The organism is Rhizobium sp. 18065 (assembly GCF_902706095.1).
In the GTDB taxonomy this organism is placed as follows: Bacteria; Pseudomonadota; Alphaproteobacteria; order Rhizobiales; family Rhizobiaceae; genus Allorhizobium.
Genome location: NZ_CACSJP010000005.1, coordinates 132,990 through 150,812, shown reverse-complemented (window position 1 = coordinate 150,812; position 17,823 = coordinate 132,990). Strand labels below are relative to the sequence as shown.

Below are 17,823 nucleotides of genomic sequence, written 5' to 3'. Positions count from 1 at the left end.
AGACCTCCGGCTGCTTAGCCTCGGAGCGAGAAGCAGCAGAGGTGATTTGATGACGTCCGAGACTTATCCCCGCGATCTGGTCGGTTATGGCCGCAACATTCCCGATCCGAAATGGCCGGGCGGGGCGAAGATTGCGGTGCAGTTCGTGCTGAACTACGAGGAAGGCGGCGAAAGCTGCATTCTCGATGGCGACCCGGCCTCGGAGAATCTGCTGTCTGAAATTGTCGGGGCTGCTGCCTGGCCGGGGCAGCGCAATCTCAACATGGAATCGATTTACGAATACGGTTCGCGTGCCGGCTTCTGGCGCCTGCACCGGCTGTTCACCGGGCTCAAGGTTCCCGTCACGGTCTACGGCGTGACGCTGGCCATGGCGCGCAATCCCGATGCTGTCACCGCGATGAACGAGGCTGGCTGGGAAATCGCCTCGCACGGCTATCGCTGGCACGAATACAAGGACTATCCGGAAGACAAGGAGCGCCAGCACATTCTCGACGCCGTGCGCGTGCACACGGAAGTGGCCGGCGAGCGGCCCTACGGCATGTATCAGGGCAAGCCGTCGGACAATACGCTGAAGCTGGTGATGGAGGAGGGTGGCTTTCTTTACTCCTCCGACAATTATTCGGACGACCTGCCGTTCTGGGTGCCGGACCAGAATGGCAAGCCGTTCCTGATCATCCCCTATACGCTCGACACCAACGACATGCGTTTTGCCACGCCACAGGGTTTTAATTCCGGCGACCAGTTCTTCACCTATCTGAAGGACGCCTTCGACGAACTTTATCGCGAAGGCCAGGAAGGGCAGGCGAAGATGATGTCGGTCGGCCTGCATTGCCGTCTCGTCGGACGCCCGGGCCGCATTGCCGCGCTGCGTCGTTTCGTCGACTATGTGCTGTCCCACGAGGACGTCTGGGTGCCGACGCGGCTGGAGATCGCCAGGCACTGGCATGCGCATCACAAACCGGATTGGTGAGGCGCGGTCAACGCACCTTGGGGCAATATGTCAGGCTGTCTGGCGCAGCAGAAATGCCTGCAGCACTCTTCCAGCTTCGCTGAGGCGCTCGGCCTCCAGCAGCCAGTAGGACTTGTCCTCGTCGATCGCCTGATCGAACAGAACGACCAGATCGCCTTGTTCGATCTGCCTTGCCACCAGTGCCGTCGGGCATAGACCGATGCCAAGGCCAGCCAGGACCGAGCTGACCTGCAGATTGAAATCGGCGAAGATCGGACCGGTATGCGCCGGCGGCTTCAGGCCTTGCCTGGTCAGCCATGTGCTCCATGCCGCTTCGGTCTCATCATGCAGCAGGTCCATGGCAAGGAGATCCGACGGTCTGCTGATCGGGCCGACGCGTTGCAGATAATCCGTTGAGCATGTCGGCCGGGTTGCTGCGCCAAGGATGGCGGTTGCCGGACGGTCTGGTTTCAGGCCGTGGCGGATCAGCAGGTCGGCTCCTGCCTCTTCCGGGGTTCTGGCGCCAAGCGGATAGACTATGGAGACCTGGATGTCAGGATGCGCTGCGCGGAACGCCGGGAGGCGCGGGGCCAGCCAGTGGGTGACTATCGACGGCTGGCAGGCCAGGCTGACGCGCTTCTCGCTTGAACGACCCAGAAGGCGCTCGACGGTGATGGCGATATGGCTGAGGCCCTCGCTGCACGCTTCGCCAAGCTCACGACCCTGCGCCGTCAGTTGCACGCCGCGCGGCCGGCGATCAAAGAGCGCAAAACCCAGCCAGTCCTCGAGGCTTTTGACATGCTGACTGACGGCGGCTGCCGTCATGCCGAGTTCGGCGGACGCGTGCAGAAAGCTTTGCCGGCGGGCGGCGGCTTCAAAGGCGCGGAGGGCGGCGAGCGGCGGTAGCTTCATCGCGGTAAGACTAAGCTGTACTTTCCCATAAGGCAAGAAGATGCACCGTTGTCAGTAACCCTGGTTTGCGACAGTTTCAGGCCTTGTCACAATCTTGCAATCCCGGCGGCCGTTCTCGCCGCCAACACCGGAGTTTCCGCATGTCCTTTCCATCAGCCCCTGTGCCGCCTGCTGACGCTGCTGCGCGGCGTGCAGTCAAGCCGGTCGTCGTCTATCCGAACGGTTCGCTGAAGGCGCCGAATCTGGATGTGCTGGCTGCGGCACGGGCAACGATGGTCAAGGTCGACGAAGTTATCGTTCCTCCGCGCGAGGGCAGGGCCTTTTCGGCGCCGAAGGGGCATTTCATCCGCATCGTCAGCGTCGATGGACCGCAGGTCGGCGATCTCAACCTGTGGAATGCCGATGATTTGTCCGAACGCTTTTTCAGCGGCAAGACGCGGGCGCTGCATGCAACGCATGTGACAACCGGCAACCGGCTGTGGAGCACGATGCCGTCGCTTCGGCCGATGGCGACGATCAGCCATGATACGCTCGGCTGGTACGGCTTCGACGAGGATGGCGGCGGCGTGCATGACGTGATCGGTACGCGCTGCGATCCCTATACCAACCGCCTGCTCAGCGGCACTGATTATCATCAATGCTGCCATTCCAACCTCTGCCATGCGCTGGCCGAAGCGAAGGGCATCACGACCCGCGAGGCGGAGCCGCATGTGCATGATGTGCTCAACGTCTTCATGTGCACGGGTTTTACCCGCGACACCCAGCAGTATTTCATGAAGGCGAGCCCGGTCAGGCCCGGCGATTATCTGGAACTGTTTGCCGAGATCGATCTGCTCGGTGCGCTGTCGGCTTGCCCGGGTGGCGATTGCAGCGCCACCCATTCCAGCGATACGTCCGCCTGCTATCCGCTGAAGGTCGAGATTTTCCGGCCGGACATGGCGCTTCTGCAGGACTGGCCATTCCCGAAGCGCAGCGACTATCAATTGCAGCCTTGACGGGCTGTGATCACTGACTGTTCGCTTTGTCTGTTCCCAGTCGGCGGGAGAAGAACTGGCTGATGGCAAGCGCTGCGATCGGCAGCGTGGCAGCCATCAGGAAGGTGGTGGTGAAAGCATTGCCGATCAGGGCGGCTGGTGCATCCGTGATTGGACGATCGCCGAGGGCCATCGAAAACAGCGACGCCATGGCAGATGCTCCGGTGACGAAACCAAGATTGCGCGACAGGCCGAGCAAGCCTGACACGAGACCGCGTCTTTCGTCAGCGACGGTGGCCATCACCATGGTGTTGTTGGCCGCGAGGAACAGCTGGAAGCCGGGTGTCAAAAATACAAGCGCCACGATGTAGCCCGGCACACCGATCAGGCCAGGCAAGAGGGCAAGGCAGACCAGGCCGATCACGATCTGCAGCAATGCGGCTGACAGCATGTGTGGCGCACCGAATCTGTCGGTCAGGCGTCCGGCAGGAATGCCGGCGAAGGCGGCCGTCAGCGGCCCGATTGCCATGACCAGCCCGACCATGGCGTCGTTGAGACCGAGCCCGAAGGCAAGGAAGAATGGCCCGACGACAAGGGTCGACATCATCACGGTTGCGACCAGGAAATTGGTCGCCAGCGATGGGCCGATGATCGGATCATGCAGCAGCGGAATTGGCACGAGGGGCGAGGCGCAGCGCCGTTCGAACAGGACAAAGGCGAGCATGGCGGCAAGCGCGATCGGCAGCAACAGACGCTGGTCGACGGCAAGGCCTGCCTTCGATCCGCTCATCGCCAGAGAGTAGGTCGTAAGAGACAGGGCAAGCAGGGCCATGCCGATGAGGTCGAGGCCTTTCACGGCTCTGCCGGCGGGATTGATACTTCGCGGAACCGAGAATGTCGCGACGATCAGCAGTAAGGCGGCGACGCCGGCGAGCGCGAGGAAGGCTGCGCGCCAGCCGAATGTCACCATCAGAATGCCGCCGAGCGACGGACCGAGGGCTGTGCCGACCGCCGACATTGTTCCGAGCAGGCCCATGGCCGACCCGATGCGTTCCTTGCTAATTGTGTCCCGGATGATCGAGACCGGCATCGCCATCAGAACCGCACCGCCGAGGCCCTGCACCAAACGCGCCGCGATGAGGACGGGAAGAGTCGGAGCGAAGGTGCAGGCGAGTGAGGCTAGCGTAAAGACTACAAGTCCCGCAATCAGCGTACGACCATGGCCGAACAGGTCACCCAGCCGGCCGGCGACGACGATGCTCGCCGTTACCGCCAGGAGATAGGCGAGAACCACCCACTGAACATCGGCGATCGGTGCGGCGAAGCTGCGCGACAGCGGCGGCAGGGCGACGGTTGCAATGCTGATGCCGAGTGATCCGAGCAGCATGGAGCCGGCGACGCTTACCAGCGCAAATGAGCCGGACCTGGGCGTGGATGGGAAATGTGTCATGGCAGTTCCTGTTGTCGATGAGCGGGATGACTGGTAGTCTGCCACTTCAAGTCAACTTGAGGTCAAGGATGAAATTGCTGGATATCGGAATCCTTGCGGAAAAAAGCGGCGTGTCGGCCTCGGCGTTGCGCTACTACGAGGAGGTCGGCTTGATCCGCTCGGTGGGACGGCATGGCCTCCGGCGCCAGTTCGAACCGCAGGCGCTTGTGCAGCTGGCGCTCATCTCGCTTGGAAAGACGGCCGGTTTTTCACTAGAAGACATGAAGGGCATGTTCGGCAAGGATGGTGCGCCGGATCTTCCGCGCGCGGCCCTGCATCTTCGGGCGGACAAGCTCGATGCGCAGATCCGGCAACTGACCACCCTGCGCAACGCGCTGCGTCATGTCGCCGAATGCAGGGCGGAATCCCATATGGATTGCCCGAAGTTCCGCCGCTTGTTGCGGGTGTCGTCCCGGACGACAACGGAGCGTTCGAAAGAGGCAAAGGGCTTGCTCTGAGCTGGCCCGTGTTTGTCAGCCTCGAAGTTCCCCGCCGCGAAAACGGCGGGGAACGGTGTTGCGGCTCAGTCCTTCGACAGGCTGGCAATGTCGATGACGAAGCGGTAGCGCACATCGCTCTTGATGACGCGTTCATAGGCTTCGTTGATCTGCTGGATGTCGATCATCTCGATTTCCGGCAGGATGTCGTGCTTGCCGCAGAAGTCGAGCATTTCCTGGGTTTCCTTGATCGAGCCGATCGAGGAGCCGGCGAGCGAGCGACGCCCCATGACAAGTGAGAAGGCGTGGACCGGCACCGGGTTTTCCGGCAGGCCGACCAGAACCATGGCGCCGTCGATCTTCAGCAGGCCGAGATAGGCGTTCCAGTCGATCTCGGTGCCGACGGTGCAGACGATCAGGTCAAACGTGCCGGCGAGCTTCTTGAAGGTCTCCTTGTCGGCGGTGGCGTAATAGTCCTTGGCGCCGAAGGCGATGCCGTCGTCCTTTTTGGACAGGCTCTGGCTGAGCACGGTGACATCCGCGCCCATGGCGGCGGCGAGCTTGACGCCCATATGGCCGAGACCGCCCATGCCGACGATGGCGACCTTCTTGCCGGGACCAGCCTTCCAGTGGACCAGCGGCGAATAGAGCGTGATGCCGGCGCAGAGCAGCGGTGCTGCCTTGTCGAGCGGCAGATTTTCCGGGATCGACAGGACATAGCCTTCCTTGACCGTGATACTGTCCGCATAACCGCCATAGGTCGGCGTCGTGCCGTCGGCTTCGAAGCCGTTATAGGTCGGAACCACGCCCGGCATATACTGTTCGAGATCGAGGTCGCGGGTCTCGCAATGCACGCAGCTGTCGACGAAGCAGCCGACGCCGACGTGGTCGCCGATCTTGAACTGGGTGACCTTGGAGCCGATGGCCGTGACAACGCCGGCGATTTCATGGCCGGGCACCATCGGGAAGGTGGAGTTGCCCCATTCGTTGCGCGCCTGGTGGATGTCGGAATGGCAGACGCCGGAATACTTGATCGCAATCACCACGTCGTCATCGTTCGGTTCGCGACGTTCGAAGGTGAAGGGAACCAAGGGCTTGGAGGCATCGGTTGCGGCATAGCCTTTGGCGATGGGCATGGAATTTCCTTTCGGGGGAATGATATTGAGCAAGCGTAACATAGGACCGTGCGGAAGAGGCGCAAGGCGTCGGCCCTTATGATTTCGATGAAAGTGCTTGTCTTTTTGCAAAGCTCGACAAGCTGTCGGGGCTTCGCTAATCCTTGTCGCCAAATGTGATGCGGCGGTTCAGTCGTGATCGCAGACCTCTCGACGCTTCGGGCATGATTCCGGGCATCAGCATCAGGAAACGGGGTTACATATGGACAGAGCGGAATTCGTTGTGCGCTTCGGTGGCGTGTTCGAGCATTCGCCATTCATTGCCGAGCGCGCCTTCGACGCCGGTTTTATCGCCGAGCCGCTGTCGGCCGTCGATGTGCATGACGGAATGGCGGCGATGTTCCGCACCGCGAGCGCGGACGAACGGCTCGGCGTACTGCGCGCCCATCCAGATCTCGCCGGCAAGCTGGCGATTGCCGGCGACCTGACCGAAGACAGCCGCAATGAGCAGGCGGGGGCAGGGCTGGACCGGTTGAGCCCGGATGAGTATCAGCACTTTGTCACGCTCAATGCGGCCTACACGGAGAAATTCGGCTTTCCCTTCATCGTTGCGGTGAAGGGACTGAGCAAGGACGATATCCTCGCCGCGTTCGAAAAGCGGATCGACAACAGCCGCGAACAGGAACTCGACACGGCCTGCCTGCAGGTCGAGAAGATTGCCCGACTTCGCCTTGAAAGCCTTCTACCGGAGAATAGCTGACATGCCCGAAATCTCTTCCATCGCCTTGCCCGATTTTGCAGCCGGTGCCGTGAACCTCGCATCGGCGCGGCTCGGCGCCAAGGGTGTTGCCGTTTCCGACGAATTTTTCGCGCCGCTGGAGCGCATGCTGAACGATGTGCCGGCGGAGTTCGATCCGAACCTCTATGACGACAACGGCAAATACATGGACGGCTGGGAAAGCCGGCGCAAGCGCGTGCCCGGCCATGACTGGGCGATCGTGCGTCTTGCGATGCCGGGGCGTGTCTTCGGCTTCGATGTCGATACACGCTTCTTCACCGGCAATTATCCGCCGTTTGCCTCAATCGAGGTGGCCCATGTCGAGGCTGGCGATCCGACGGATGCCACGGTCTGGACCGAGGTTCTGGCAAAATCGCCGCTTGGCCCGTCCGCGCAGCACTTCTTCACCAATGCCGATACGTCCAAGGTCTGGACGCATCTTCGCCTGCATATCTATCCCGATGGCGGTGTGGCGCGCCTGCGCGTCTATGGCGCTGCCCATTTCGACTGGTCCAAGGTGGCGGCCGATCAGGAGATCGATCTCGCCTATGTCTTCCACGGCGCCAAGTCGCTGGCTTGGTCGGATGCGCATTACGGCCATCCGGACAAGACGCTGGAGCCCGGTCGCGGCAACAATATGGGCGATGGCTGGGAAACCAAGCGCCGCCGTGGTCCCGGCCATGACTGGGCGATCATCCGGCTTGGCCATGCCGGCGAGATCAATCGCGTGCTGATCGACACGCATTTCTATAAGGGTAATTATCCGGACACCTGTGAGCTGCTCGGTGCTTACTTGCCCGAAGCAGGCGATGTTTTCAGCGACGCTGAAATCGCGGCGTCGGAAAGCTGGAAGCCGATTGTTGCGCGGCAGAAGATGCAAATGGATGCCGAACATTTCTATGAGGGCGAGCAGGTTGCCAGGATCGGCCCGGTAACCCATGTGCGCATCGCCATGCATCCGGACGGCGGCATCATGCGGCTGCGGCTGTTGGGCAAGAAGGCCTGAACTCCGGCTTTGAAACGACAAAGCGGGCCAAGGGCCCGCTTTCAAGTACACACACACAGAAGGGCCGCTCGTCTGACGCGCGGCCTTCGGCGCTTTTACGCCATGCCTATTGCTTGCGTGCCTCTTCAGCCTCGCGGATCGCTTCTTCGTGGTACCAGCTTGCCGCACCGCTCTCATAGATCACGGGCTTTGCAGCGGCACGCAGACGCATTTCCTCAAGCCTTTGCAGGTTCCGCACCGGGAATTCGTAGATCTTCGCCGATTCCCGAACCATGTTCGTTGTCATGCTACTGCCTCTCGTTTCCACCGAGTGTTGGTCTCGATAAACCCCTGCTATCACAGTTCAAACTGATATGCACATGAAAAGTGCAATTTGCATAATTTATAGGCATTAATTGCGCATTTTTTTGAGTGGCCGACAAATCATCATTTGCTGTCATCGCAACCACGTCTCGTCGGAACTCTGTGTGAGCCCGTCAGGTTCCGATAGATTGAGGGTTAACTGTTAAAGAATGATCTGTTTTGGTTGCCGATTTGACGCGCATCTGCGGCAAAATGCATCAGCTGGGTGGCGTGCGAGGCAAGTTGGCACGCTTCCTGCTTTTATCTTACCGACTCGCCGGCCAGCCGGAGAATCACCCCCTCTGTATGCGCTCTTTGGCGAGCGCTTGACTGAAGAGAGACGATCAATGACGAAGTTCAAGCTCGAGTATATCTGGCTCGATGGCTACAAGCCGGTGCCGAACCTGCGTGGCAAAACGCAGATCAAGGAATTCAACGAATTTCCGACCCTGGAACAGCTGCCGCTGTGGGGCTTCGATGGCTCGTCGACGATGCAGGCCGAAGGCCATAGCTCCGACTGCGTTCTGAAGCCGGTCGCAATCTACCCCGATCCGGCCCGCACCAACGGTGCGCTGGTCATGTGCGAAGTCATGATGCCGGATGGCGTTACCCCGCACTCGACCAACAGCCGTGCGACGATTCTCGACGACGAAGGCACTTGGTTCGGCTTCGAACAGGAATATTTCCTCTACCAGGACGGCCGCCCGCTCGGCTTCCCGGAAAACGGCTTCCCGGCTCCGCAGGGCCCGTACTACACCGGCGTCGGCTACAAGAATGTTGGCGAAATCGCCCGCGAAATCGTCGAAGAACATCTCGACCTTTGCCTCGAAGCCGGCATCAACCACGAAGGCATCAATGCCGAAGTGGCTAAGGGCCAGTGGGAATTCCAGGTTTTCGGCAAGGGCTCCAAGCGCGCCGCCGACGAAATCTGGATCGCTCGCTACCTGCTGCTTCGTTTGTGCGAAAAGTACGGCGTCGATGTCGAGTTCCATTGCAAGCCGCTCGGCGACACCGACTGGAACGGCTCGGGCATGCACTGCAACTTCTCGACCAAGTTCATGCGCGAAGTGGGCGGCAAGGAATATTTCGAAGCCCTCATGGCTGCTTTCGCCAAGAACTGGAAAGAGCATATCGACGTCTACGGCCCGGACAACCACCTGCGTCTGACCGGCAAGCACGAGACCGCTCCGTGGAACAAGTTCTCCTACGGTATCGCCGACCGTGGCGCTTCGATCCGCGTTCCGCACTCTTTCGCCAACAACGGCTACAAGGGCTACCTCGAAGACCGTCGTCCGAACAGCCAGGGTTGCCCGTACCAGATCGCGTCGCGCGTTCTGGCAACGATCGCTGAAGTTCCGCTGGCTGCTTCGGCTGCTGCCTGATTCGTTTCGGTTCGTGAATGAGACAGCGCCGGCGATCTTCGCCGGCGCTGTTTTCGTTTCCGGCAGGGGTGCAAGGTGACGCTTTCTAGGCCGGGACGTTTCACCTATACTGTGGGCTTGGAGGCATGAACTATGCGACCGTCCGAAATGCTGGAGAAGAACAGGGTAGCGATCCGCGAGGCGACGAAGCGTAACAACGCAGCGAACCCGCGCGTTTTTGGCTCGGTTGCTCGCGGCGAAGACCAGCCGGGCAGCGACATTGATATTTTGGTCGATCCACTTCCGGGTACGACCCTTTTCGATCTTGGGGGGCTTTTAGAGGAACTGCAGGTTCTTTTGGGCTGCAAGGTGGATGTCGTTACACCCGCAGCCATTCCTTTGCGCATGAAGGAACGCATTTTCGCCGAAGCAATAGCCATATGAGCGAGATCGACCGACTTCTTGACTATCTTAATCGAATGCAAAGCGCTGCCACGCAGGCGATCGATTTTACCAAGGATCTCCAACCTGCCGCTTTTGAACGAGATACGAAGACCCAAATGGCTGTTGCGATGGCGTTCGTGCTGATCGGTGAAGCCGCGACCCGAATAAGCTCCAGATTTCCGGAATTTGTCGCAGATCATCCCGAGATCGCTTGGGCAAAAATCCGGGGCATGCGAAACCTTATTGCTCATGACTACAATGAACTCGATATGCCGGTGGTTTGGCGCACACTGAAAAACGAGCTACCTGTTCTGGTTGATCTGATCAGTCAGTTGCGCTCACGGCATATGCAAGGAGAATGAGTTCTTGCCCAATATCCTTACCATCCAGCCGCTGACGCCCGACGCATTCGGGCCATTCGGCGACGTGATCGAAGCCAGTCCTTCCAGCATGCGCCTTATCAATGGCGGCACGACCGAGCGTTTTCATGCGCTGTCTGCCCCCGAGGTCAGCGGCGAGGGCGCGCGGGTGATCCTCAACATTTTTCGCGGCCAGCCGCGCGCCTTTCCCTATGCACTCGGCATGATGGAGCGGCATCCGCTGGGCAGCCAGAGTTTCATGCCGCTGTCGGGCCGGCCATTCCTGGTGGCGGTGTCGCCGGATGAAGGCGGTGTTCCCGGGCGGCCGCTGCTTTTTCATGCGCAAGCCCATCAGGGCGTGAACTATCACCGCAATGTCTGGCACCATCCGTTGATGGCAATCGGTGAAAGCAGCGATTTTCTGGTTGCCGATCGAGACGGGCCGGGAAACAATCTCGAAGAGTATTTCTTCGCCCATCCGTTTGTGATTCTGGAGCCCCGCCCATGACCGGCCTTACCACCCATGTGCTCGACACTGCGCTTGGCAAACCTGCCCAGGGAATGAAAATCCACCTGATGCGCATGGGCGGCGATGAGGCAGAACTGGTGAAAACCGTGTTCACCAATGATGACGGGCGGGTGGATGGCGGGCCTATTCTGACGGGAGACGAGTTCCAGGTGGGGCAATATGAGCTGTTGTTTCATGCCGGCGATTATTTGAAAGCCAGAGGCTTTGCCCTGGCCGATCCGCTGTTTCTGGATGTGATACCGATCCGTTTCGGCATATCCGATACGACCGCGCATTATCATGTGCCGCTGCTGCTTTCGCCATATGGTTATTCGACTTATCGGGGAAGCTGATGCGTTTTGCAGCAATCGCCGACGTGCACGGCAACTGTCTCGCCCTTGAAGCCGTTCTTGCCGATATTGCGTCGCAAGGCATCGAAACGGGCGATATCGTCAATCTCGGCGACAGCCTGTCTGGACCGCTTGATGCAGGGGGCACGGCCGACCTTCTGGTCGGGCTAGGGCTGGCTACAGTTCGAGGCAACCACGACAGGTATCTTATCGAGCATGCGGCCGGCGACATGCATAGCTGGGAAGCGGATGCCTATGCGCAGCTCTCTCCTGAGCACCTCGAATGGTTGCGAGAGCTGCCGTTCTCGCGCGTCTTTCGCGACGAGATCTTTCTTTGTCATGCGACGCCGACGAGTGACAATGTCTACTGGCTTGAAGCGGTGAGCGAGCAAGGCCTTGTGCATCTGCGACCGAAAGCCGAGATCGAGGCTTTTGCCGAGGGTGTGCGTCAGCCGCTTATTCTCTGCGGCCATTCTCATATTCCCCGGGCGGTGCGGTTGACGGATGGGCGGTTGATTATCAATCCCGGTAGCGTCGGCGGCCCGGGATATGACGACGACACGCCGTATTTTCACAAGGTCGAGACGGGCACGCCGCTGGCGTCCTACGCTATTTTGGAGAAGGCGGCGGGAGGCTGGTCGGTCAGTTTCCGACTGGTACCCTACGACAACATGGCGATGTCGCGACTTTCAGCCGAAAAAGGGCGTGCCGATTGGTCGGCGGCCCTGGCGGGCGGTTGGCTGGATTGATCCGTCAAGGCGCCAGGCCAACCGGCGCCTTTTTCAGTTCAGGTAGCGCGGGACATTCAGAACGGATTTTCCGCGATAATGCTGCCGTCGATGTCGGCGAGTTGACGCTTGCCGCAGAGTGCCATGGTGACATCCATTTCCTTCTGGATGATTTCCAGGGCCTTGGTGACACCCTGCTTGCCCATGGCGCCCAGGCCGTAGAGAAACGGCCGGCCGATATAGGTACCCTTGGCGCCGAGCGCGATCGCCTTCAGCACGTCCTGGCCCGAGCGGATGCCGCCATCGAGATGCACTTCGATCTGATCGCCGACCGCATCGACGATCCGCGGCAGCATGGCGATCGAGGAATGGGCACCGTCGAGCTGGCGTCCACCGTGATTGGAGACGATGATGGCATCCGCACCGGTCTTTGCCGCCATCTGTGCGTCTTCGACATCCAGTATGCCCTTGATGATCAACTTACCGCCCCAACGCTCCTTGATCCAGGCGACATCGTCCCAGGAAAGCTTGGGGTCGAACTGCTCGTTCGTCCAGGCGCCGAGCGATGCCAGGTCGGAGACGTTCTTGGCATGGCCATGGATGTTGCGGAAAGTGCGGCGTTGGGTGTGCAGCATGTCCCAGCACCAGCGTGGCCGCATGGCCATCTGGAACAGATGTTTCGGCGTCAGCTTCGGCGGCGCCGACAGGCTGTTGCGGATATCCTTGTGACGCTGGCCGAGAAGCTGCAGATCGGCGGTCAGGACGAGTGCGGAGCATCTGGCGGCGCGGGCGCGCTCGATCAGGTTCAGGACGAAATCGCGGTCGCGCATGACATAAAGCTGGAACCAGAAGGGACGCCTGGTAACCGAGGCAACGTCCTCGATCGAGCAGATGCTCATGGTCGACAGCGTGAACGGCACGCCGAATTCTTCCGCTGCCTGGGCCGCCAGCATTTCGCCGTCGGCATGCTGCATGCCGGTCAGACCCGTCGGCGAGAGGGCTACCGGCATCGTCACCTTTTCGCCGATCATCGTCGTTTCAAGCGAGCGATTGCTCATGTCGACCAGCACGCGCTGGCGCAGCTTGATGCGCTGATAGTCGCTCTCGTTCGCCCGATAGGTCGATTCTGTATAGGAGCCGCTGTCGGCATAATCGAAGAAGAGTTTTGGCACGCGTTTGCGCGCCAGCTTCTTCAGGTCGGCAATTTCGAGGATCGGTGCCATGCTCTGGTTCTCCGGAATGTTCCCGGTTCCGCCATATCATGGCAAAGGGGCGGCTGTGAACAGGGCTCCACGCAGACAGGTAAAATAATTTTACCTGTCTGCGTGGAGCCCTGCTTTCAGTGGCCGGTGAACTCAGACGGGTCGTGAACGCTCGCGGCGCAAGCAAATCATCTGAACGGTCAGTCCGACGACCAAGAGCACGGCTAGGGCCGCCTGGGCGCCCAGCAGGATGGGCGAATTCAGGTCCGTGACGATGGGGTGGCCGTCGGGGACGCGACGCAGGGTTTCGCTGACGGCGGGGACCATCAGCAGGAATGCCGTCAGGCTCAGGAATATCGTTTCCAGATAACGCGCCGCTCTTCCCAAGGCCGTCACATGGCCGACCGCATAGCCGGCAACCAGGAGACACAGCGTGACCGCACCAATGATCGGGCTGGCCGCCTGATGCGCAACGACGAACACGGTCAGGGAGCCGATCAGCATGAAGATGAAATATAGCTTACCCGCTGTGGTGCGGGGAGCGATGCGTCCATGGCGGGCGAACATGTAGATGGCCAGGGGAATGGCCGGCAAGCTGCCGAGCGTATGCAGCCATCCGAGGGGCGAGATTCCGAACATGTGCATTTCCTTTGTGTGTGTCGCTTCTCCACAAGGGAGCATCAGCGGCTTCCGATTTAATCTATCTACTGATTGGTAGGTTCTTGGCGAGAAGAATGCTTGCCTCGAGCACGTTCAGGCTTTGCCTGAAAGGCGTTGTAGGAGTGCCCCCTTTACAGTGCTGAAAACCTCCGGACTGCCATAGGCGCGTGCGGACAGCATGGCCCCATGAACGGTGGCAAGAAAGGCTTCCGCCTCGGCCTCAGGCGAAGCACTCAGGACGAGAACGTTTTGCGCTGCGCCGCGCTGCATGGCGCGCGTCAACCAGGCCGCCAGGGTGCGGAAATGCGCCTTCACCTCATGGTGAACCTCGTCCGGCAAAAGCGGTGCTTCGCCTGCCAGCAGTGCGCAGACGCAGAAGGGGGCTGTATTGTCCAGAATGCAGGCTTCCCAATAGCCGAGATAGGCCCGCAATTGCTCCAGCGGATCCGCGACACTGTTTTCCAGCTTCACCAGGCCTGCCTCGGCGTCCTGCCGATAGCGTTCCACAAGCGAACGCACCAGGTCGGCCTTGCTCGGGAAATGATGATGGATGCTGGCATTGCGAATGCCGACGACCTTGGCGATGTCGGCATAGCTGAACCCGTTATAGCCGCCAGCGATGATCAGCGTGCGGGCACACTGCAGAATTTGGTCCGAGGTGCTTGCAAGATTGCTCATGACACTTGCCTACCAACTAGTAGGTAAATTGTCAAGCTGCGGCGCCCGCGACTTGGCGAGGCCTGAAGTCTGGCGGTTTTCTCAGAAATGTTCGCCCGAACGGAACGGCCCGACGCGGATGCCGGCGGCGATCAGGTAGGCGGTCGACCAGCCGATCAGCAGGAAGCCGTTGACGCCTTCAAGTGCTGCCAGCATGCGCCATTCCGGATGCGGCACCACATCGCCAAAGCCGACGGTGGAGAATGTGGTGGTGGAGAAATAAAGCGCCGTCTCGAAATCATCGACGACGCCGATCAGAGTGAAGCTTGCGGCCCAGAGCCAGACCTCGGCGGTCAGGACACAGAAGACGCCAATAACCACGGTGTTCATGGCAAGTATGCGGTTGCGATGGCCATGCAGGCGGATGCGATCGGTGACAAAGCTCATCGCGTGGGTCACCGCGATCAGCCCGATCGTGTGGATCACCACCGTCAGCGAGATCATCAGCGTTCCAAGCGCGAGGTTGATGGCCAGCATGCAGGGTCCTCCGGCTGTTTGCGGTTTTCAGCGCAGTTCCTTGCGTAGCACGAATTTCAGTCCGGACCAGATCTCGGTCAGCGCGCAGACCTTCACATCGACCAGGCCGATCGGCAGGAAGATGGTGCGTAGCACGTCCTCGGTGATGGTGGTCGGGACTTTCGAGGCCTTTTTCGGCCAGGAGATCCACAGCATGCCGGTCGGCTTCAGCATCGCCTTCAGTTGCCCGGCATGGCCTTCGAGCCTCGCCCGGTCCGTCTCGAAGACGTGCAGATAGTCGAGGCCTGTGCCTGCTGCCTGATCGAGACCGACGACATAGCGGGCGTCGGACAACTCGGCTGTAAGATAGGCGAGGTTGTCGGGCAGGCTGACGAAGAGGGTGGCCAAGTCCGGCTTCAATCCGAGCTTCTTCGGAAGAGGGGTGCCAGAATAGCCGCTTTCGCTCATCTGATCCTCACGCCGCCGCCCCGGGCTTCGACGGCTTGCCGGCCACATAGGTTTCGACCACCGAACGGTCATCGCCCAGCGTCTGCAACAGGAACAGTTCCTCGCTGAGCGAGGTGATCGTTTCCATGCGCAGCCGCATGGCGGGCGTTGCGGCTGCGTTAAGAATGACGAGGTCGGCGTCGGTGCCCGGATCCAGCGTGCCGATGCGGCCGGCTAGGTCGAGGGCGACGGCGTTGCCGAGCGTCATGTGATAGAAACTTTCGAGCGGGTTCAGCCGTTCGCCGAGCAATTGCTGGATCTTGTAGGCCTCATCCATGGTCTTCAGCATGGAATAGCTCGAGCCGCCGCCGATATCGGTGGCAACCGCGACGGTCACCGGCTTTTCACGGCGCTGGATCGCCTTAAGCGGAAACAGGCCCGACCCGAGGAAGAGGTTGGAGGTCGGGCAATGGACCGCGACCGCGCCGCTGTCGGCCATGGCGTCGGCCTCGCGCTCGGAGAGATGAATGGCGTGGCCGAACAGTGCCTTTTTGCGCAGCAGGCCGTAGCGGGCATAGATGTCGGTATAGTCGGTCGCATCCGGATAAAGCGAGCAGGTGAAGTCGATTTCCTCGCGGTTTTCCGACAGATGCGTCTGGATATGCAGGTCGGGGAATTCCTCCGCCAGCTTCTGTGTCATAGCCATCTGCTGCGGCGTCGAGGTGATGGCGAAGCGGGGGGTGATGGCGACATGGTTGCGGCCGCGGCCATGCCAGTCTTCGATCACGGCGCGGGTCTCGTCGTATCCGAGCTGCGGCGTGTCGAGCAGGCCCTGCGGGGCGTTGCGGTCCATCATCACCTTGCCGCCGATCATCAGCGTGCCGCGGCGCAGGCTTTCTGCGAAGAAGGCGTCGGCGGATGCCTTGTGCACCGAGCAATAGGCAACGGCAGTCGTCGTGCCGTTGCGCAGAAACTCGTCGAAGAAATGGGTGGCGATGCGCTGAGCATGGGCGCTTTCGACAAACCGGCATTCCTCGGGGAAGGTGTAGGTGTTCAGCCACTCCAGCAGGTTGGCGGCATAGGAGGCGATGACCTGCATCTGAGGGAAATGCACGTGGCAGTCGATCAGTCCGGGCAGGATGAGATGCGGGCGGTGGTCGATCTCTGTTGCGTCCACTGCAGACTTTTCCCGGACATCCGCATAGTTGCCGATGGCGGTAATCAGGCCGTCTCTGACCAGTACCGCGCCGTCGCCTTCATAGAGATAACTCTCGCTATCGGCGGCATGCGCAGGGGCACGGCGAAAGGAGAGGAGGCGGCCGCGGATCAGTGTTTCAGTCATTTCGTCTTGCCTTCGACCGCAGTCTCGAACCAGGCGACCAGCAGGGCGCGCTCCTCGTTCGAAAGGTCGGTGATGTTGCCAGGCGGCATGGCATGGCTGCGGCCGGCCTGGATGTAAATTTCGCGCGCATGGGCCGCGATCTCGCCGTCCGTCTCGAGTTTGACGCTCTTGGGTGCCCGCACGACGCCTTCCCAGACGGGCTCAGTCGCGTGGCACATGGAGCAGCGGCTCTGTACGACATCGCGGACCGCGGTGAAATGCACGTTTTCGACAAAACTCTCTTCGCGCGCCGATAACGAAACCTCGGTTTCGCCGGTCAGCACCTTCGGTACGGTCGACAGCCAGATGATGACGATGAAGATCAGCACAGTGACCAGCCAGGTCCAGGTCGGCTGGCCTTTACGGGCATGGGTGGTGTTGAACCAGTGGCGGATGGTGACGCCCATCAGGAAGACCAGGGCGGCGATGATCCAGTTGAACTGGGTGGCGAAGGCCAGCGGATAGTGGTTCGACAGCATGAAGAAGATGACCGGCAGGGTCAGGTAGTTGTTGTGCAGCGAGCGCTGCTTGGCAATCATGCCGTATTTGGCATTCGGGGTGCGGCCGGCGAGCAGGTCGGCGACGACGATCTTCTGGTTCGGGATGATGATCATGAAGACATTGGCCGACATGATCGTCGCGGTGAAGGCGCCGAGATGCAGGAAGGCGGCGCGGCCGGTAAAGATCTGGGTATAGCCCCAGGCCATGGCGATCAGCACGATATAGAGCAAGACCATCAGGCCCCAGGTGTTCTTGCCGAGCGGTGACTTGCAGAGCAGGTCGTAGCAGACCCAGCCGACGCCGAGCGAGGCGAGCGACAGACAGATCGCCTGCCATGGTTCGATGTCGAGCACGGTGCGGTCGATGAGGAAGAGGTCTGCGCCGCCATAGTAGACAACGCAGAGCAGCGCGAAACCCGACAACCAGGTGGCGTAGCTTTCCCATTTGAACCAGGTCAGATGCTCCGGCATCGAGGCCGGTGCGACCAGGTATTTCTGCACATGGTAAAAGCCGCCGCCATGTACCTGCCATTCCTCGCCGCTGACGCCGGGCGGAAAGCCGGCGCGCTTCACCAGGCCGAGATCGAGCGCGATGAAATAGAAGGACGAGCCGATCCAGGCGATGGCGGTGATCACATGCAGCCAGCGCACCGCAAACGACAGCCATTCCCAGGCGATGGCGAATTCATACATGCGAAGTCCCTTTCT

At 60.5% G+C, this 17,823-nt stretch carries 22 protein-coding genes; 11 read left to right on the top strand and 11 right to left on the bottom strand.

What is annotated here, in order from left to right; genetic code table 11:
- Positions 1–49: 49 nt before the first annotated feature.
- The gene (gene puuE / locus GVK95_RS13845) at positions 50–970 is read left to right on the top strand and encodes an allantoinase PuuE (protein WP_159950571.1); all 921 of its coding nucleotides are present in this window, start codon (positions 50–52) and stop codon (positions 968–970) included.
- Positions 971–1,000: 30 nt separating this feature from the next.
- Here the strand turns inward: puuE and GVK95_RS13840 are convergent, their stop codons facing one another.
- The gene (locus GVK95_RS13840) at positions 1,001–1,861 is read right to left on the bottom strand and encodes a LysR substrate-binding domain-containing protein (protein WP_159950569.1); all 861 of its coding nucleotides are present in this window, start codon (positions 1,859–1,861) and stop codon (positions 1,001–1,003) included.
- 140 nt (positions 1,862–2,001) lie between these two features.
- On the opposite strand from GVK95_RS13840, the gene GVK95_RS13835 reads away from it, so the two are divergent.
- Positions 2,002–2,856 carry a DUF1989 domain-containing protein gene (locus GVK95_RS13835; RefSeq protein ID WP_159950567.1) on the top strand — a complete coding sequence of 285 codons (855 nt, stop codon included), beginning with the start codon at positions 2,002–2,004 and terminating at the stop codon, positions 2,854–2,856.
- A gap of 10 nt (positions 2,857–2,866) precedes the next feature.
- On the opposite strand, the gene GVK95_RS13830 is transcribed toward GVK95_RS13835, so the two are convergent.
- The gene (locus GVK95_RS13830) at positions 2,867–4,285 is read right to left on the bottom strand and encodes an MFS transporter (RefSeq protein ID WP_159950565.1); all 1,419 of its coding nucleotides are present in this window, start codon (positions 4,283–4,285) and stop codon (positions 2,867–2,869) included.
- Positions 4,286–4,353: 68 nt separating this feature from the next.
- Here GVK95_RS13830 and GVK95_RS13825 point away from each other — a divergent pair, with 68 nt between their 5' ends.
- A complete protein-coding gene (locus GVK95_RS13825; RefSeq protein WP_159950563.1) occupies positions 4,354–4,782 on the top strand; it encodes a helix-turn-helix domain-containing protein in 429 nt (142 codons plus the stop codon).
- Positions 4,783–4,847: 65 nt separating this feature from the next.
- Here the strand turns inward: GVK95_RS13825 and GVK95_RS13820 are convergent, their stop codons facing one another.
- Positions 4,848–5,897 carry an NAD(P)-dependent alcohol dehydrogenase gene (locus tag GVK95_RS13820; RefSeq protein WP_159950561.1) on the bottom strand — a complete coding sequence of 350 codons (1,050 nt, stop codon included), beginning with the start codon at positions 5,895–5,897 and terminating at the stop codon, positions 4,848–4,850.
- 241 nt (positions 5,898–6,138) lie between these two features.
- On the opposite strand from GVK95_RS13820, the gene uraD reads away from it, so the two are divergent.
- Positions 6,139–6,636, top strand: a complete 498-nt coding sequence (gene uraD / locus GVK95_RS13815) for a 2-oxo-4-hydroxy-4-carboxy-5-ureidoimidazoline decarboxylase (RefSeq protein WP_159950560.1) — start codon at positions 6,139–6,141, stop codon at positions 6,634–6,636.
- Between the two features lies 1 nt (position 6,637).
- On the top strand, positions 6,638–7,660 hold the full coding sequence (gene alc / locus GVK95_RS13810; protein WP_159950559.1) for an allantoicase: 1,023 nt from the start codon (positions 6,638–6,640) through the stop codon (positions 7,658–7,660).
- A 106-nt stretch (positions 7,661–7,766) separates the two neighbouring features.
- Here the strand turns inward: alc and GVK95_RS13805 are convergent, their stop codons facing one another.
- Positions 7,767–7,946: a DUF2735 domain-containing protein gene (locus GVK95_RS13805; protein ID WP_159950558.1), complete on the bottom strand. Its 180-nt coding sequence runs from the start codon at positions 7,944–7,946 to the stop codon at positions 7,767–7,769.
- A gap of 403 nt (positions 7,947–8,349) precedes the next feature.
- On the opposite strand from GVK95_RS13805, the gene GVK95_RS13800 reads away from it, so the two are divergent.
- From GVK95_RS13800 to GVK95_RS13775, 6 genes are all read left to right on the top strand, one after another.
- On the top strand, positions 8,350–9,384 hold the full coding sequence (locus GVK95_RS13800; protein ID WP_159950557.1) for a glutamine synthetase beta-grasp domain-containing protein: 1,035 nt from the start codon (positions 8,350–8,352) through the stop codon (positions 9,382–9,384).
- A gap of 132 nt (positions 9,385–9,516) precedes the next feature.
- Complete coding sequence (locus GVK95_RS13795; protein WP_159950556.1) at positions 9,517–9,807, top strand: nucleotidyltransferase family protein; 291 nt, start codon at positions 9,517–9,519, stop codon at positions 9,805–9,807.
- Complete coding sequence (locus GVK95_RS13790) at positions 9,804–10,169, top strand: HepT-like ribonuclease domain-containing protein (protein ID WP_159950555.1); 366 nt, start codon at positions 9,804–9,806, stop codon at positions 10,167–10,169. The genes GVK95_RS13795 and GVK95_RS13790 overlap by 4 nt, the downstream gene beginning before the upstream one ends.
- The gene (locus tag GVK95_RS13785) at positions 10,153–10,674 is read left to right on the top strand and encodes an ureidoglycolate lyase (protein ID WP_159950996.1); all 522 of its coding nucleotides are present in this window, start codon (positions 10,153–10,155) and stop codon (positions 10,672–10,674) included. The genes GVK95_RS13790 and GVK95_RS13785 overlap by 17 nt, the downstream gene beginning before the upstream one ends.
- Positions 10,671–11,027, top strand: a complete 357-nt coding sequence (gene uraH / locus GVK95_RS13780) for a hydroxyisourate hydrolase (RefSeq protein WP_159950554.1) — start codon at positions 10,671–10,673, stop codon at positions 11,025–11,027. Before GVK95_RS13785 ends, uraH begins: the two co-directional genes overlap by 4 nt.
- Positions 11,027–11,773 carry a metallophosphoesterase family protein gene (locus GVK95_RS13775; protein ID WP_159950553.1) on the top strand — a complete coding sequence of 249 codons (747 nt, stop codon included), beginning with the start codon at positions 11,027–11,029 and terminating at the stop codon, positions 11,771–11,773. The genes uraH and GVK95_RS13775 overlap by 1 nt, the downstream gene beginning before the upstream one ends.
- 56 nt (positions 11,774–11,829) lie before the next feature.
- On the opposite strand, the gene GVK95_RS13770 is transcribed toward GVK95_RS13775, so the two are convergent.
- The 7 genes from GVK95_RS13770 to puuD form a co-directional block, all read right to left on the bottom strand.
- Positions 11,830–12,975 carry an alpha-hydroxy acid oxidase gene (locus GVK95_RS13770; protein ID WP_159950551.1) on the bottom strand — a complete coding sequence of 382 codons (1,146 nt, stop codon included), beginning with the start codon at positions 12,973–12,975 and terminating at the stop codon, positions 11,830–11,832.
- A 132-nt stretch (positions 12,976–13,107) separates the two neighbouring features.
- Positions 13,108–13,593 (bottom strand): hypothetical protein, encoded by a 486-nt coding sequence (locus GVK95_RS13765; RefSeq protein WP_159950549.1) that lies wholly within the window; start codon positions 13,591–13,593, stop codon positions 13,108–13,110.
- A gap of 114 nt (positions 13,594–13,707) precedes the next feature.
- Positions 13,708–14,292: a TetR/AcrR family transcriptional regulator gene (locus GVK95_RS13760; RefSeq protein WP_159950547.1), complete on the bottom strand. Its 585-nt coding sequence runs from the start codon at positions 14,290–14,292 to the stop codon at positions 13,708–13,710.
- 81 nt (positions 14,293–14,373) lie between these two features.
- Positions 14,374–14,808 (bottom strand): potassium channel family protein, encoded by a 435-nt coding sequence (locus GVK95_RS13755; protein ID WP_159950545.1) that lies wholly within the window; start codon positions 14,806–14,808, stop codon positions 14,374–14,376.
- A gap of 27 nt (positions 14,809–14,835) precedes the next feature.
- On the bottom strand, positions 14,836–15,255 hold the full coding sequence (locus tag GVK95_RS13750) for a hypothetical protein (RefSeq protein WP_159950543.1): 420 nt from the start codon (positions 15,253–15,255) through the stop codon (positions 14,836–14,838).
- Between the two features lie 7 nt (positions 15,256–15,262).
- The gene (gene guaD, locus GVK95_RS13745; RefSeq protein ID WP_159950541.1) at positions 15,263–16,576 is read right to left on the bottom strand and encodes a guanine deaminase; all 1,314 of its coding nucleotides are present in this window, start codon (positions 16,574–16,576) and stop codon (positions 15,263–15,265) included.
- Positions 16,573–17,808, bottom strand: coding sequence for a urate hydroxylase PuuD (gene puuD / locus GVK95_RS13740; protein ID WP_159950539.1), 1,236 nt, complete (start codon positions 17,806–17,808; stop codon positions 16,573–16,575). The genes guaD and puuD overlap by 4 nt, the downstream gene beginning before the upstream one ends.
- Positions 17,809–17,823: the final 15 nt, after the last annotated feature.

Excerpts from the sequence above, each read along its gene's own strand:
- puuE (WP_159950571.1), top strand. The coding sequence starts at position 50 with ATGACGTCCGAGACTTATCCCCGCGATCTGGTCGGTTATGGCCGCAAC.
- GVK95_RS13840 (WP_159950569.1), bottom strand. The coding sequence starts at position 1,861 with ATGAAGCTACCGCCGCTCGCCGCCCTCCGCGCCTTTGAAGCCGCCGCC.
- GVK95_RS13835 (WP_159950567.1), top strand. The coding sequence starts at position 2,002 with ATGTCCTTTCCATCAGCCCCTGTGCCGCCTGCTGACGCTGCTGCGCGG.
- GVK95_RS13830 (WP_159950565.1), bottom strand. The coding sequence starts at position 4,285 with ATGACACATTTCCCATCCACGCCCAGGTCCGGCTCATTTGCGCTGGTA.
- GVK95_RS13825 (WP_159950563.1), top strand. The coding sequence starts at position 4,354 with ATGAAATTGCTGGATATCGGAATCCTTGCGGAAAAAAGCGGCGTGTCG.
- GVK95_RS13820 (WP_159950561.1), bottom strand. The coding sequence starts at position 5,897 with ATGCCCATCGCCAAAGGCTATGCCGCAACCGATGCCTCCAAGCCCTTG.
- uraD (WP_159950560.1), top strand. The coding sequence starts at position 6,139 with ATGGACAGAGCGGAATTCGTTGTGCGCTTCGGTGGCGTGTTCGAGCAT.
- alc (WP_159950559.1), top strand. The coding sequence starts at position 6,638 with ATGCCCGAAATCTCTTCCATCGCCTTGCCCGATTTTGCAGCCGGTGCC.
- GVK95_RS13805 (WP_159950558.1), bottom strand. The coding sequence starts at position 7,946 with ATGACAACGAACATGGTTCGGGAATCGGCGAAGATCTACGAATTCCCG.
- GVK95_RS13800 (WP_159950557.1), top strand. The coding sequence starts at position 8,350 with ATGACGAAGTTCAAGCTCGAGTATATCTGGCTCGATGGCTACAAGCCG.
- GVK95_RS13795 (WP_159950556.1), top strand. The coding sequence starts at position 9,517 with ATGCGACCGTCCGAAATGCTGGAGAAGAACAGGGTAGCGATCCGCGAG.
- GVK95_RS13790 (WP_159950555.1), top strand. The coding sequence starts at position 9,804 with ATGAGCGAGATCGACCGACTTCTTGACTATCTTAATCGAATGCAAAGC.
- uraH (WP_159950554.1), top strand. The coding sequence starts at position 10,671 with ATGACCGGCCTTACCACCCATGTGCTCGACACTGCGCTTGGCAAACCT.
- GVK95_RS13775 (WP_159950553.1), top strand. The coding sequence starts at position 11,027 with ATGCGTTTTGCAGCAATCGCCGACGTGCACGGCAACTGTCTCGCCCTT.
- GVK95_RS13770 (WP_159950551.1), bottom strand. The coding sequence starts at position 12,975 with ATGGCACCGATCCTCGAAATTGCCGACCTGAAGAAGCTGGCGCGCAAA.
- GVK95_RS13765 (WP_159950549.1), bottom strand. The coding sequence starts at position 13,593 with ATGTTCGGAATCTCGCCCCTCGGATGGCTGCATACGCTCGGCAGCTTG.
- GVK95_RS13760 (WP_159950547.1), bottom strand. The coding sequence starts at position 14,292 with ATGAGCAATCTTGCAAGCACCTCGGACCAAATTCTGCAGTGTGCCCGC.
- GVK95_RS13755 (WP_159950545.1), bottom strand. The coding sequence starts at position 14,808 with ATGCTGGCCATCAACCTCGCGCTTGGAACGCTGATGATCTCGCTGACG.
- GVK95_RS13750 (WP_159950543.1), bottom strand. The coding sequence starts at position 15,255 with ATGAGCGAAAGCGGCTATTCTGGCACCCCTCTTCCGAAGAAGCTCGGA.
- guaD (WP_159950541.1), bottom strand. The coding sequence starts at position 16,576 with ATGACTGAAACACTGATCCGCGGCCGCCTCCTCTCCTTTCGCCGTGCC.
- puuD (WP_159950539.1), bottom strand. The coding sequence starts at position 17,808 with ATGTATGAATTCGCCATCGCCTGGGAATGGCTGTCGTTTGCGGTGCGC.